This window comes from Exiguobacterium chiriqhucha RW-2 (genome assembly GCF_000416965.1).
Taxonomy (GTDB): Bacteria; Bacillota; Bacilli; order Exiguobacteriales; family Exiguobacteriaceae; genus Exiguobacterium; species Exiguobacterium chiriqhucha.
The window spans coordinates 904,574-918,287 of record NZ_ATCL01000020.1 but is presented as its reverse complement, the minus strand read 5'-3'; the positions used below and the strand labels follow the sequence as shown (position 1 = coordinate 918,287).

At 55.6% G+C, this 13,714-nt stretch carries 13 protein-coding genes; 12 read left to right on the top strand and 1 reads right to left on the bottom strand.

Features of this window, described 5'->3' with window-relative positions; all coding sequences use genetic code 11:
* Nucleotides 1-68 precede the first annotated feature (68 nt).
* The 8 genes from M467_RS28830 to M467_RS28795 all read left to right on the top strand — a co-directional run bounded on the left by M467_RS28830 (nt 69) and on the right by M467_RS28795 (nt 9,684).
* A complete protein-coding gene (locus M467_RS28830; protein ID WP_021067692.1) occupies nt 69-1,706 on the top strand; it encodes a sigma-54-dependent Fis family transcriptional regulator in 1,638 nt (545 codons plus the stop codon).
* 122 nt (nt 1,707-1,828) lie between these two features.
* The gene (gene yqiS, locus M467_RS28825) at nt 1,829-2,725 is read left to right on the top strand and encodes a phosphate butyryltransferase (protein ID WP_021067691.1); all 897 of its coding nucleotides are present in this window, start codon (nt 1,829-1,831) and stop codon (nt 2,723-2,725) included.
* Between the two features lie 20 nt (nt 2,726-2,745).
* Nucleotides 2,746-3,867, top strand: a complete 1,122-nt coding sequence (locus tag M467_RS28820; protein WP_021067690.1) for a Glu/Leu/Phe/Val family dehydrogenase — start codon at nt 2,746-2,748, stop codon at nt 3,865-3,867.
* Nucleotide 3,868: 1 nt separating this feature from the next.
* Nucleotides 3,869-4,960 (top strand): butyrate kinase, encoded by a 1,092-nt coding sequence (gene buk / locus M467_RS28815; RefSeq protein ID WP_029595278.1) that lies wholly within the window; start codon nt 3,869-3,871, stop codon nt 4,958-4,960.
* Nucleotides 4,944-6,353: a dihydrolipoyl dehydrogenase gene (lpdA, locus tag M467_RS28810; protein ID WP_021067688.1), complete on the top strand. Its 1,410-nt coding sequence runs from the start codon at nt 4,944-4,946 to the stop codon at nt 6,351-6,353. The genes buk and lpdA overlap by 17 nt, the downstream gene beginning before the upstream one ends.
* Nucleotides 6,354-6,374: 21 nt before the next feature.
* Nucleotides 6,375-7,373, top strand: a complete 999-nt coding sequence (locus tag M467_RS28805) for a thiamine pyrophosphate-dependent dehydrogenase E1 component subunit alpha (protein WP_029595280.1) — start codon at nt 6,375-6,377, stop codon at nt 7,371-7,373.
* Entirely contained in the window at nt 7,373-8,350 is a 978-nt protein-coding gene (locus M467_RS28800) for an alpha-ketoacid dehydrogenase subunit beta (RefSeq protein WP_021067686.1), read from the top strand. The genes M467_RS28805 and M467_RS28800 overlap by 1 nt, the downstream gene beginning before the upstream one ends.
* Before the next feature lie 11 nt (nt 8,351-8,361).
* A complete protein-coding gene (locus M467_RS28795; RefSeq protein WP_021067685.1) occupies nt 8,362-9,684 on the top strand; it encodes a dihydrolipoamide acetyltransferase family protein in 1,323 nt (440 codons plus the stop codon).
* An 81-nt stretch (nt 9,685-9,765) separates the two neighbouring features.
* Here M467_RS28795 and M467_RS28790 read toward each other — a convergent pair whose 3' ends face one another.
* Nucleotides 9,766-10,542: a sporulation protein gene (locus tag M467_RS28790; protein ID WP_021067684.1), complete on the bottom strand. Its 777-nt coding sequence runs from the start codon at nt 10,540-10,542 to the stop codon at nt 9,766-9,768.
* A gap of 99 nt (nt 10,543-10,641) precedes the next feature.
* On the opposite strand from M467_RS28790, the gene M467_RS28785 reads away from it, so the two are divergent.
* The 4 genes from M467_RS28785 (at nt 10,642) to M467_RS28770 (ending at nt 13,659) form a co-directional block, all read left to right on the top strand.
* Nucleotides 10,642-11,826, top strand: coding sequence for a class I SAM-dependent methyltransferase (locus tag M467_RS28785; protein ID WP_021067683.1), 1,185 nt, complete (start codon nt 10,642-10,644; stop codon nt 11,824-11,826).
* Between the two features lie 34 nt (nt 11,827-11,860).
* Nucleotides 11,861-12,289, top strand: coding sequence for a BrxA/BrxB family bacilliredoxin (locus M467_RS28780; protein ID WP_021067682.1), 429 nt, complete (start codon nt 11,861-11,863; stop codon nt 12,287-12,289).
* Between the two features lie 55 nt (nt 12,290-12,344).
* Entirely contained in the window at nt 12,345-12,686 is a 342-nt protein-coding gene (locus M467_RS28775; protein WP_021067681.1) for a DUF952 domain-containing protein, read from the top strand.
* A 184-nt stretch (nt 12,687-12,870) separates the two neighbouring features.
* On the top strand, nt 12,871-13,659 hold the full coding sequence (locus M467_RS28770) for a transporter substrate-binding domain-containing protein (protein ID WP_031200291.1): 789 nt from the start codon (nt 12,871-12,873) through the stop codon (nt 13,657-13,659).
* Nucleotides 13,660-13,714 lie beyond the last annotated feature (55 nt).

Here is a 13,714-nt window from a genome sequence, read left to right as displayed (position 1 = left end):
GTGAGGTTGCGAAATCAGTTCAGGTTCAGTAGCATGAATGCAGAACGGTAAAATTGGGGGATTTCAGAATGAATAAACGATTGATGATTGTCGGTGCGGGAAAAGGCGGGACCGAAGTGCTGAAAATGTTGCTCGACTCGCCGCTCGTCACCGTCGTCGCCGTCATCGACCCGGAACAGACGGCCGAAGGGATGCAACTCGCGCGGAACCAGGGGATTATGACGGCGGAGGATTGGCGGGCATGTGCCGACAAGCGTCTCGATTTCGTGATCGAGACGACGGGCCGCTCCGAGACGTTCGATGAATTGAAAGGACATTTCGCCGACGCGGTCGTCTTGCCCGGCGAGTTCATCCGCATCGTCGTCGAACGGCTGAAGCAAAATCAACAGATGCTCGAGGCGATTATCGACTGTACGAGCGAGGCCATCTCGGTCGCCGATCACAACGGGAACACGATTTTAATCAACCCGTCCTATACGCGACTGACGGGATTCAAGAAAGAAGACGTCGTCGACAAGCCGGCGACGGCCGACATCGGCATGCAGGAGAGTGTCCACTTGAAAGTGCTGTCGACCGGGCAAGGAGTCCGCGATATCCGGATGCAAATCGGGGCGACGCGGCGCGACATTCTCGTCAATGCCGAACCGATTATCGTCGAAGGGAAGTTGCGCGGGTCGGTCGGTGTCATCCGGGACGTGTCTCAAATCCGAGCGCTCCGTGACGAGCTGCAAGAAGCGAAGACACGCATCCGCAACCTCGAGGCGAAATACCAGTTCGCCGACATCATCGCGTCGAGCGACGCGATGCGCTTCGTCATCGAACAGGCCCGCCTCGCCGCGGTCACGCCGGTCACCGTCCTTATTCGCGGGGAGTCGGGGACGGGCAAGGAACTGTTCGCCCACGCCATCCACGGTGAGTCCCCGCGCAAATACAAGAAATTCGTCCGCGTCAATTGCGCGGCCATCTCCCCCACGCTCCTCGAGAGTGAGTTGTTCGGCTACGAGGACGGCGCATTCAGTGGGGCGAAACGTGGTGGGAAGGTCGGTTATTTCGAAGAGGCCGATGGCGGCTCACTCTTCTTAGATGAAATCGGCGAACTGCCGGTCGATGTCCAAGTCAAACTACTCCGTGTCCTGCAGGAGCATGAAATCGTGCGGGTCGGGGGTACGAATGCGATTCCGGTCGACGTCCGCATCATCGCGGCGACGAACGCCGACCTTGAACAAAAAGTGGCGGACGGCACGTTCCGTGAAGACTTATATTATCGGATCAACCGGATGCCGATCCACATCCCGCCGCTCCGGGACCGGCTCGAAGAAATCGAGCCGCTCTGCGAACGCATCGTCCGCAAGCTGAATCAAGAGTACGGCCGCAGCGTGCGCGGGGTGAACCGCGAGGCGACCGAGCTGTTGAAGAATCAATATTGGAAAGGCAACGTCCGAGAGCTCGAGAATGTCCTCGGGCGGGCGATCATCTATATGGCGAGTTCCGAGCAGTGGATCGCGCCGCACCACCTACAGTTGTCACCGCGCGTCGCATCGGCCCGACCGACCGACGCGCTGTCGTTACAGGATGCCGTGTCGCGCTATGAGCGTGATTTGATTGAACGGGCCATCGAAGAGGCGGACGGCAACAAGTCAGAGGCCGCCCGGCGATTACACATTTCGATTCGGACGCTGTATAATAAACTTGAACGTATGCAATAAATTACCTGCATTTTTTTTCATACCACGCAAAAAAGTGCAGAGTATACGACCTATTAAAGCGCTTTCAAAAGTGGAAACAAAATTGCTTGTTAGTAGATGAAGACAGGCAAGGGGGGACATGCATGAATTTTGAACGGATGCTCGAAAAGGCGAAGCAGTTGGACGGGCGCACCGTCTCGATTGCCGGGGCCGCCGATGTGGAGGTCATTCGCGCCGTCAAACTCGCGACCGATCACGGTCTATCTCGATTTAAATTGATTGGAGATGCCCGGGAGATTAAACGATTATGCGACGAGCACGGCATCGAAGATCACGCGGTCGATATCATCCACGTCAAAGGCGATAAAGAGATTGCCAAACGAGCGACGCTCGCGGTCAAGACAGGAGAAGCGGATGTGCTCATGAAAGGAATGGTCGCGACGTCGACGTTCATGAAAGCTGTGCTCAGCCGCGAGGCAGGACTCCGGACGAACCGGACGCTCAGCCATATCGCCTTATTTCAAATCCCGAACCGGGAACGATTAATCGGTGTGACCGACGCGGCCATCCATATCGCGCCGACGCTCGAAGAGAAAGTGGACATCATCGCCAATGCGGTCGATGCGATGACAGACATCGGGTACGAGCTACCGCGTGTCGCTGCCATCGCCGCCGTCGAAGTGGTCAATCCACAGATGGCCGCCACGACAGACGCGGCGCTGCTCGCCCAAATGAACCGTCGCGGCCAAATCAAAGGATGTGTCGTCGACGGACCGCTTGCGCTCGATAACGCCGTCGACATGGTCGCGGCCAAACAAAAAGGCATCGAGAGTGAGGTCGCCGGACAAGCCGACCTATTGCTCGTCCCATACATAGAGGTCGGCAACGTCCTTTATAAGTCGATGATGTACTTTGCCGGAGCGAGCGTGGCGGCGATTGTCGTCGGCGCAGCCGCACCGGTCGTCTTAACGAGCCGGGCCGATACGGCCGAGGCCAAACTGTACTCACTCGCATTCGCGCTCTTGCACGCTAAAAAATAAATTTTATGGAGGAATCATCAATGATGGAAACAAACATGGAACCACGCTTTCGAATTTTCGACGTCTTGCAGGCCGAGGACTATGAGCAAATCGTCTTTTGCCAAGACCAGGCGTCAGGACTGAAGGCGATTATCGCCATTCATGACACGACACTCGGGCCGGCTCTCGGGGGGCTGCGGATGTGGAACTATGCGTCGGAAGAAGAAGCGCTCACGGACGTCCTTCGTCTCGCAAAAGGGATGACGTACAAAAACGCGGCGGCGGGACTCAACCTTGGTGGCGGGAAGGCCGTCATCATCGGCAATGCGAAGACGGACAAATCAGAGGCGTTGTTCCGTGCATTCGGTCGTTACGTGCAATCGCTCAGCGGACGCTATATCACGGCCGAGGACGTCAATACGTCGGTCGCCGATATGGACTTCATCCACATGGAAACGGATTACGTGACCGGCGTCAGCCCGGCGTTCGGATCGAGCGGCAACCCATCGCCGGTGACGGCGTATGGCGTGTATCGCGGCATGAAGGCGGCAGCGAAATGGAAGTTCGGTTCGGATTCGCTCGCCGGCAAGACGGTCGCTGTCCAAGGGGTCGGCAACGTCGCCTACAACTTGTGCCGTCACTTACATGAAGAAGGGGCCCACTTGGTCGTCACCGACATCAACGAAGAGGCGCTCAAACGCGCGGAGACGGACTTCGGCGCGACGGTCGTCAAACCGGACGAGATTTATGCGGTCGATTGTGACATCTTCGCCCCGTGTGCGCTCGGTGCGATCATCAATGACAAGACGATCCCGCTACTCAAGGCTCAAATCGTCGCCGGTGCGGCCAACAACCAGCTCGCTGAAGATCGTCACGGGGACGTGCTCGAGGAGCGAGGCATTCTGTATGCGCCGGACTTCGTCATCAACGCGGGCGGTGTCATCAACGTGGCCGACGAGCTCGAAGGCTATAACCGTGAGCGGGCGATGAAGAAAGTCGAACTCATCTATGACAACATGCAGCGCGTCTTCGAGATCGCCGAGCGCGACGGGGTACCGACGCATGTCGCCGCCGAGAAGATGGCAGAGGAGCGGATTCAGATGATGTCGCGTTCGCGCAGCCAGTTCTTGAAAGTCGAAAAGAGCTTACTCGGTGGGCGCTGAGATGACACGACAGCTCATTCTCGCCATCAACCCGGGTTCGACTTCGACGAAGGTCGGCTTGTTTGACGGAGCGGACGAGATTTTATCTCGTACCGTCCGTCACGAGGCCGACGTCACAGGATTGTCACTTCCGGAGCAACTCCCGCATCGAGAACGTGAAGTGCGGGACTTATTGGCCGAAACGGGCATTGCGGGCGAGGACTTGTCCGCAATCGTCGGTCGCGGGGGATTGCTGGCCCCGATGACATCGGGGACGTACGCTGTCAACCCGCTCATGCGTGAAGATTTGGCGAGCGGTCGTTTCGGGATGCATGCCTCGAACTTGGGCGGACTACTCGCTTATAAACTCGGTGAATTATTTCAGGTACCGAATTTCATCGTCGATCCAGTCGTCGTCGATGAGCTCGGCCCGCTCGCGCGTGCGACGGGAATGCCGGAGATCAATCGTCGCAGCATCTTTCACGCCTTGAATCAAAAGGCGGTCGCAAAACGTTTCGCAGCCGAAAATGGAAGCGATTACAAACAGCTTAACTTGATTATCGCCCACCTCGGAGGAGGTATCACAGTCGGTGCCCACGCCAAAGGGGCAGTCATCGATGTGAACAACGGACTTGACGGCGACGGGCCGCTCGCACCGGAACGGGCAGGCTCGATTCCTGTTGGACAGGTAGTAGAACTATGTTATAGTACCAGGTATAAAGAGTCGGAAATGAAACAGAAAATCGTCGGACGAGGCGGGCTGTTTGCCCACCTCGGAACGTTCGACGCGATCGAGATCGAACAGCGCATGGCAGATGGCGATGAACAGGCCGCTCTTCTTTACGAGACGATGGCATACCGCGTCGCCCAGGAAATCGCCAAACATGGCGCCACGCTTCGCGGCGACGTCGACGCGATTCTGTTGACGGGTGGCATCGCCTATTCGACTTGGCTGACCGAGCAAATCAGTGCGCGCGTCGGCTATTTGGCGCCGGTTCACATCTATCCGGGCGAAGATGAGCTGAAGGCACTCGCCGAAGGCGCACTCCGGGCCATCCGACATGAGGAAGCAGTTCGAGAATATGAGGGGGATACACATGGCACGAGAATTTGAGATCGTCGTCATCGGCGGCGGTCCTGGCGGATATGTCGCAGCCATCAAGGCGGCCCAAGCCGGGAAAACTGTCGCAATCGTGGAGGCCGAGAAACTCGGCGGGACATGTCTACATAAAGGCTGCATCCCGACGAAGGCGTTGTTGAAAGCGGCCCACGTCTATCAGACGGCAAAACACGGGAGCACGTACGGTGTTGAGACGGGATCCGTTTCGTTCAACATGGAGCGGGCCCAGTCGTTCAAACGCGACTTGGTCGCGGGACTAGAAAAAGGTATTGAGCACTTGATGAAGCAAGGTAAAATCGAGGTGTTTCGCGGAAAGGCATCGATTTTGGGACCGAGCATCTTCTCGCCGCAGCCGGGAACGGTCGCGGTCGAAGACGAATCCGGGGAGTCCGAGCTCATCTTGCCGAACCAGCTTATCATCGCGACAGGGTCGATTCCGCGCGAACTGCCAGGCCTGCCGTTTGACCATACACGCATCTTGAACTCGGACGACCTGCTCCAGTTCGAACGGTTGCCAGAATCCATCGCCATCGTCGGCGGTGGGGTCATCGGTGTCGAATGGGCCTCGATGCTTATCGACCTTGATGTCGCGGTCACGCTGATTGAAGTCGGAGAGCGTCTGTTGCCGCTCGAAGACAAGGCGGTGTCACGGGAAGTCGAGCGACTCCTGAAAAAGCGGGGCGTCCGTGTGTTGAAGAACGTCACCGTCGACCCGGAGCGTACAGAAGTAGCAACCGATGCCGTCTCGCTCGCGGTCGGCGAAGAAACGATCTCGGTCGAGTGTGTACTCGTCTCGGTCGGACGGGTCGCCAATACGGAGCATCTCGGGTTACAGAACACATCGATTGTCGTCGAGAACGGTGTCATCCAAGTCGATGAACAGTATCGGACGAAAGAACGTCACATCTTCGCCATCGGTGACTGCATCGGCAAACTTCAACTCGCCCATGTCGCCTCGGCGGAAGGTGTGAAGGCGGTCGAGACGATTCTCGGTCACGAGCCGACTCCGCTCGACTACGCCTTGATCCCGCGTTGTGTCTATGGGGTCCCGGAAGTCGCATCGGTCGGCATGACCGAAGAAGGTGCCAAAGCAGCGGGGCATGAAGTCAAAACGGGCACGTATCGTTTCAACGGCCTCGGCAAGGCCCGTATCGAAGGGCAAGCGGATGGATTCGTCAAACTCGTGTCGGACAAGACGACGGACGACCTGCTCGGTGTGCATATCGTCGGACCAAAAGCGACAGAACTAATCACAGAAGGCGGACTCGCTCTCGTCTTGAACGCCACGGCATGGGAAATGGGCCAACTCGTCCATCCTCACCCGGCGCTGAGCGAAGCGTTCCAAGAAGCGGCACTGGCCGTTGACGGATTACCGATTCACGCCTAAGGAGGAAACAGAATGGAACAGATGACTGTGAATTCATATGAGGAACTAGGATTGACGAAACAAGACCTCGGTGCGATGTACGAGACGATGGTCCGTGCCCGTAAAATCGATGAGCGCATGTGGAAATTGAACCGTGCCGGAAAAATCCCGTTCGTCGTCTCGTGTCAAGGACAAGAGGCGGCCCAAGTCGGGGCGGCGTTCGCGCTCGAAAAAGGGACGGACTATATTCTTCCGTATTACCGCGATGTCGCCGTTGTCCTCCACTTCGGACAGACGGCTCGCGATTTAATGTTGTCGGCGTTCGCCAAGGCGGAAGACCCAAACTCAGGCGGCCGTCAAATGCCGGGCCATTTCGGTTCGAAACAGCATCGCATCGTGACGGGCTCGTCTCCGGTGACGACACAAGTGCCGCATGCGGTCGGTGTGGCGCTCGCCGCCAAACTGAAAAAAGAAGAGCTCGTCACGTTCGTCTCGTTCGGAGAAGGCTCGTCGAACCAAGGTGACTTCCACGAAGGTGCGAACTTCGCGGGCGTGCATAAGTTGCCTGTGATTTTGTTCTGTGAGAACAACAAGTACGCCATCTCGGTACCGCTCTCGAAGCAACTCGCTTGCGAGCGCGTATCGGACCGCGCCAAAGGTTACGGGATGCCAGGCGTCACGGTCGATGGGACAGATCCGATTGCCGTTTATGTCGCCGTGAAAGAAGCCCGCGCCCGCGCCCTTCGCGGCGAAGGCCCGACGCTCATCGAAGCCGAAGTCGAACGTCTCGTACCGCACTCGTCGGATGACGATGACAAAGCGTATCGCTCGGTCGAAGAGTTGGCCGACCTTAAGAATCGTGACGGGAATCAATTGTTCCGGAAGCGTTTGATTGAAGATGGCGTCATGACCGAGGAAGAACTCGCAGAGATCGAGGCGAACGTCGATCGTGAAGTCAATGAGGCGACTGCTTACGCCGATAAGGCACCATATGCGTCTCCTGAATCGACGATGGACCATGTGTACGAGGGGGAAATGTGATGAAAACGTTTATTGAAGCGATCAATGAAGCGATCCATGAAGAAATGGATCGCGATGAGAACGTCTTCGTGCTCGGGGAAGATGTCGGCGTCCGAGGCGGTGTATTCCGCGCGACGCAAGGCTTGATTGAGAAGTACGGCGAGGACCGCGTCATCGATGCGCCGCTCGCCGAGAGCGCAATCGCAGGTGTCGGGATCGGGGCGGCCATGTATGGCATGCGTCCGATCGCCGAAATGCAATTCGCCGACTTCATCATGCCAGCGGTCAACCAAATCGTCTCCGAAGCGGCAAAAATCCGCTACCGTTCAAATAACGATTGGACGTGCCCGATGGTCATCCGTGCACCGTTCGGCGGCGGGATTCATGGCGCACTCTATCACTCCCAATCGGTCGAGGCGATGTTCAACTCGACGCCTGGACTTAAAGTCGTCATCCCATCTGACCCGGTCGATGCGAAAGGGTTGCTCAAGGCAGCGATCCGCTCGAACGACCCGGTCCTCTTCTTCGAACATAAACGAGCGTACCGCCTCTTGAAAGCCGACCTTCCGACTGACGACTATACGGTCGAAATCGGCAAGGCCGCCGTCAAGCGGGAAGGTGACGACATCACAATCATCACGTACGGTCTGTGCGTCCACATGGCCCAGGAAGCGGCGAAAACGCTCGAAGCCGAAGGCATCAGCACGCACATCCTCGATTTGCGCACGATCTATCCGCTCGACCAAGAAGGGATCGTCGAAGCCGTCAAGAAGACCGGGAAAGTGCTCCTCGTCACCGAGGACAATAAGGAAGGCAGCATCATCGGGGAAGTCGCGGCCATCATCGCGGAGAAAGCGCTGTTCGAACTCGATGCGCCGATCGAGCGTCTGGCGGGACCGGACGTTCCGTCGATGCCGTATGCACCACCGATGGAGAAGTTCTTCATCGTATCCCCTGAAAAAATCGCGGAGCGGGCACGTCAGCTCGCCGCCTTTTAAGGAGGGGTCATATGGAACAGACAATTAAAATGCCACAGCTCGGGGAAAGTGTCACTGAGGGGACGATCACAACGTTTCTCGTCAAACCAGGTGACCGCGTCGAGGAGTATGAGCCGCTCGCCGAAGTCATGACCGATAAAGTAACCGCTGAGATTCCGGCGACGAGTGCCGGTGTCGTGAAACAGATTTTAATCAGTGAAGGCGACACGGTCGCCGTCGGCACACCGGTCCTCGTCATGGAAGTCGAAGGTGCCGATTCGGCGCCAGCGAAAGCAGAAGTGGTAGCAGAACCGGCACAAGTCGAAGCGGCCCCGGTCGAGACGAAGCAAGCGGTCACTGTAGCGTCGGCCGCACCACGAAAACAGAATAATAACGGTCGTTTCTCGCCGGCCGTCATCCGACTCGCCAATGAGAACGCGATTGACTTGAACGAACTCGACGGCAGTGGCCTCGGTGGTCGCATCACGCGCAAAGATGTCCTCCGCTACTTATCGGAAGGCCGTCCGGTCAAGCCGGAAGCGGCGACGCAAGTGCCGGTCCAAGAGACGATGACACAAACGAAGCTCGACGTACCTGAGACGGCCGCGGCACCTTCCGTATCACCATCTGTGCCGGTAACCGACGGGTCGTCGGACCGAGTCGAACTCATTCCGACGGCAGGTGTCCGTCAAGCGATTGCGAACAACATGGTCCGCTCGAAACATGAGGCCCCGCATGCGTGGCTCATGATCGAGGTCGATGTGACGAACCTCGTCACGGCCCGGGCCAAGTTGAAAGACGAGTTCTTCAAACGGGAAGGTGTCAAACTGACGTTCATGCCGTTCTTCATGAAGGCGGCGATCGAGGCGCTCAAGAAGCATCCGATGATGAACTCGGAATGGGCAGGCGATCACATCAAAGTCCATCAGGATATCCATCTGTCGGTCGCCGTCGCGGCGAACGACGCCCTCTACGTCCCGGTCATCAAGCATGCGGACGAGAAGAACATCAAAGGGCTCGCCGTCGCACTTCAAGACGTCGCGGCCCGTGCCCGCGGCAACCGCTTGAAAGCGGACGAGATGCGTGGCGGCACGTTCACGATCAACAATACGGGTGCGTTCGGTTCGATTCAATCGGCACCGATCTTGAACTATCCACAAGCGGCGATCCTGTCGGTCGAGTCGATCGTGAAACGTCCGGTTTGGGTGAATGGGATGTTCGCGGCGCGTGACATGGTCAACTTGTGCATGTCGGTCGACCACCGTGTCCTCGACGGTCTCGTCGCCGGTCAGTTCTTGCAGGCGATCAAGCAGTCGCTCGAATCGATCGACCCAGACACGTATACGCTCTATTGATTCACGTCCTGCCTTCAGTCGAAGGCAGGATTTTTCATATGGAAAATAAAAAAGCCACGGAATTGTCCGTGGCAACATGGTTCAGATGGAACGTTCAATCAACGCTTCGATATCGCGGCGGATGCGTTCGGGCGAAGTGAGCTCGGCGTTCGTGTAGCTGAGGCGGTGTGTCGATTCGTCGGTCCCGGTCAAGTCGGCGAACAGGCTGCCGAGATTGTGGACGCTCTTGTCGACTTGAATCAATAAGTCTAACGACGATTCTGTTTGGAGCATGACGACTTCGAGCTCATCGAGTTTACGTCCGTAGCTCGTCCCGTTCGGCGAGTATTCGAGCTCTTGGGCAATCGGGAGACGGCCGGAACGATGGCGGGCCGGAAGCATCTCCGTATCGGCCTTCTTCAAGCGGAAGCCGATGTCGTCGAGCACGTCGAGGACGACCTGCTGGGCCTGGTTCGGTTTGACGAGAATCGAGTCCTCGTCTTTCGGGTCGACGGCCTGGGCGATATCGAGACCGGTCTCGATCCACGATTTCGATTGGCTGACCGAAATCGGCGTGTTGAACGGCACGTCAATCGTGAACGGGATTTCCTTCACTTCTTCGGGACCGATCATGAACGGCGCTTCGTTCAACAAAATCTTCTCGATCGTGAACGTCGAATACGTCGTCTTGTCGTTCACCTCATGCTTATAGAGCGTGTTGAAGAAGATGTAAATCCGGTCGACCGATTGCTCGGTGCTACCGCCCTTGATATGGACGACACCATTCAGTGTCCCGCCTGGCACACAGGCACTCTCTTCGAGTCGCGTATCCACCGTCGCGGCGCCGATTCCAATCGATGATAATAACTTTTTGAACATACAATGATCCTCCTTTGACGTTTGCACGTGTTCGTGTAATAGTATGTACGAATACACGTGAACAAAAGTTTCGAAACTATTGAAAAAAGGATGAACGCAGTGGAATATACAGCATTAACCGAACGGCTGGCTGATGTGATTCGCCAGAACGAGCTCGTCACAGCGACAATCAGTCAACCGCGTCAAAAGTCGAACGATTTACGCCGGGTCAAATTGAAGCCGGTCCTGTTGAAAGGCGAGTACCATATACAATTCGAATACCAATTTGAACGGGTAATGAAACATAAAAATCTCACACCGGACGAGGCGGTCATCGAACTCGATGAATTGCTCGAGACGTTCCGCCAAGGACAGTTCCAGTTGAAGGCGTCCGAGTTCCACTTTCAACTGTCTAAAAAGTTCAAAGTGACGTTCAAGGAGCGCGAGACGGCCGTCAAACAAGTGAAGCTGAGTCATAACCGCGAGAAGCAGTACCTGTTGCCGCTCGATGAGCCGGTACCGTTCCTCATCCGACTCGGCGTCCAGTCCGAGGATGGGAAAGTGAAACGCCAAAAGTATGACAAGTTCAAGCAAATCAACCGCTTCCTCGAATTTATCGAAGACTCGATCAAACATTTACCGACCGACCGGACCATCCGGATTCTCGATTTCGGCTCCGGGAAGTCGTATTTGACGTTCGCCCTCTATCACTTCTTGCATGAGATGAAAGGCTATGACGTCCATATCACCGGGCTCGATTTGAAGAAAGAAGTCATCGAGGAATGTGCCGGGATTGCGCGCGACCTCGGGTATGAACGTCTCGAGTTCCTCGTCGGTGACATCAATGAGTTCGAAGGGGAGACGGCGGTCGATATGGTCGTCACACTTCATGCGTGCGACGTCGCAACGGATATGGCGCTCGCTCGGGCCGTGCGTTGGGGGGCGAAAGTCATCTTGAGCGTGCCGTGTTGTCAAAAAGAATTGAACCGTCAACTTGAGGCACCGAGCCTTGACGTCATGTTGCAGCATGGACTCGTCAAAGAACGGTTCGCGGCGCTCGCCACCGATTCGATTCGGGCCGAATTACTTGGACTCGTCGGCTATGAGGCGCAACTCCTCGAGTTCATCGATATGGAGCACACGCCGAAGAACATCCTCATCCGGGCCTATTTGACGAACCGGGAAGCGACCGCTGAAGCGCGGGGCCGCTATGTGGCCTTCAAGACGCTGTTGAACGCGACACCGTTCCTCGAAGGACAATTGAGCGATAGACTTGTCCTAACCGATCCACTAGACGTAAAATAAGAAAGAACAGACGCAAGTCGAAAGGGGAAACAATATGGATTTTCAACTATACTTTCAAGATGTAGTCGAACAAGCTCGCAATGAGGTACGCTCTGCAGGGTACACAGAACTCACGACACCGGAAGAAGTCGACGCGGCGTTAACGAAAGAAGGCAAAACGCTCGTGCTCGTCAACTCGGTATGTGGCTGTGCCGGTGGCATCGCTCGTCCGGCAGCAGCGTACGTGAATAAGATGGAAGGCGTCAAACCGGACCAGTTCGTGACTGTGTTCGCGGGTCAAGACCGTGAAGCGACTGACCGCGCCCGTGAATACTTCGAAGGTTACGCCCCGTCGTCACCATCGATCGCGCTGTTAGAAGACGGCAATATCGTCACGATGGTCGAACGGAGCACAATCGAGTCATCGACGGCCGAAGAGCTCGTCGAGCAGTTACAGACGTTGTTCGATATTTACTACGCCTAAGAAGTGAGCGCAGAGGCATTGCCTTTGCGCTTTTCCTTAAGAAGGGATCGATGAGATGGAACCAGTCGTCAAAATCATGAGCGAGGCCGAATATACGATTGCTTTGTCGCGCGGCGAGATCAACGAGCCGACCCTCCAAACGGAAGGGTACATTCGTTGTTGCACCCCGCAACAGATCGGGAAATTCGTGCGTCGACATTATCATGGGGAGCGAGTCGTGCTCGTCTCGTTCCATGTCGGACGTCTCGGCAGCCTGCTCCACTATGAGTTTGACGAGGACGGGGAACGCTATCCCCACGTGTATAGCGCCATTCCCATCGCTTCGGTCAAACGAGTGCAGCCCTACGGCTCTCGGGACAATGGTACGGTCACTTATTTTGCTTACGAGCGAATGTGACCGTATTTTTTTTTAGATTTTATGCATGAATATACTTTACAAGTAATAATTATGTGTATATAGTGGTTGAAGAACAAGTCGGACATATGATGAGTCAGAGAACAGTTGAGCAACATTCACATATATGTCATAATTTTGTTAAAGTTCTGATAATTTCATCCTATTGAAGAAAGGGACGATGAACATGAAAAAAAGTTTTCTAGCATTATGTATCGCAAGCCTAGCCGCTTTTACTGTAGCCTGTGGGGCAGACGTGAACGAAGGAGGTTCGACATCGACCGATGAAGATGACAAAGTCATCGTCATGGGGACGAGTGCGGACTACTTCCCATATGAATTCGTCGATACGGCGAACGGGGATGAGATTGTCGGATTCGATATCGATATCGCCAAGCAAGTGGCCGAGAACATGGGCTACGAATTGAAAATTGAAGACATGGACTTCGGGAGCCTGCTCGGGGCGCTCAACGCCGGTCGTGTCGATTTCGTCATGGCGGGTATGACACCGACAGAAGAACGGAAAGAGAACGCCGATTTCTCAGACATCTACTTCACGGCGAAGAACTTGATTTTGTCAAAAGGGGATGCCATCCAGTCGCTTGAGGACTTGGACGGGAAACAAGTCGGGGTCCAACTCGGATCGATTCAAGAAGGGATTGCCAAAGAGCAAATCCCGGGTGCTGAAATCGTCGCCTTGAACAAGATTCCAGAGATTATTCAAGAAATCAAGACCGGCCGCATCGATGCGATGGTCATCGAGGACACGGTCGCGAAGAAATATCTCGATCAAGACAGCGAACTCACGACGTTTGAAATCGTCGACGAGGAAGAGGCCGGTTCAGCCGCTGCCTTCCGTAAGGACGACGAGCTCCGTGATCAGTTCAATGAAGAGTTGAACAAGATGATCGATTCAGGAGAAATCGAGAAGTTGGCTCAAAAATGGTTCGAACAAGAAGCTGCACCAGCTGAATAAAGATTGTAGAAGGCTGACTGAAAGCATCAGTCAGCCTTTTTTAGGAGGAACTCAC

Excerpts from the sequence above, each read along its gene's own strand:
- M467_RS28830 (WP_021067692.1), top strand. The coding sequence starts at position 69 with ATGAATAAACGATTGATGATTGTCGGTGCGGGAAAAGGCGGGACCGAA.
- yqiS (WP_021067691.1), top strand. The coding sequence starts at position 1,829 with ATGAATTTTGAACGGATGCTCGAAAAGGCGAAGCAGTTGGACGGGCGC.
- M467_RS28820 (WP_021067690.1), top strand. The coding sequence starts at position 2,746 with ATGATGGAAACAAACATGGAACCACGCTTTCGAATTTTCGACGTCTTG.
- buk (WP_029595278.1), top strand. The coding sequence starts at position 3,869 with ATGACACGACAGCTCATTCTCGCCATCAACCCGGGTTCGACTTCGACG.
- lpdA (WP_021067688.1), top strand. The coding sequence starts at position 4,944 with ATGGCACGAGAATTTGAGATCGTCGTCATCGGCGGCGGTCCTGGCGGA.
- M467_RS28805 (WP_029595280.1), top strand. The coding sequence starts at position 6,375 with ATGACTGTGAATTCATATGAGGAACTAGGATTGACGAAACAAGACCTC.
- M467_RS28800 (WP_021067686.1), top strand. The coding sequence starts at position 7,373 with ATGAAAACGTTTATTGAAGCGATCAATGAAGCGATCCATGAAGAAATG.
- M467_RS28795 (WP_021067685.1), top strand. The coding sequence starts at position 8,362 with ATGGAACAGACAATTAAAATGCCACAGCTCGGGGAAAGTGTCACTGAG.
- M467_RS28790 (WP_021067684.1), bottom strand. The coding sequence starts at position 10,542 with ATGTTCAAAAAGTTATTATCATCGATTGGAATCGGCGCCGCGACGGTG.
- M467_RS28780 (WP_021067682.1), top strand. The coding sequence starts at position 11,861 with ATGGATTTTCAACTATACTTTCAAGATGTAGTCGAACAAGCTCGCAAT.
- M467_RS28775 (WP_021067681.1), top strand. The coding sequence starts at position 12,345 with ATGGAACCAGTCGTCAAAATCATGAGCGAGGCCGAATATACGATTGCT.
- M467_RS28770 (WP_031200291.1), top strand. The coding sequence starts at position 12,871 with ATGAAAAAAAGTTTTCTAGCATTATGTATCGCAAGCCTAGCCGCTTTT.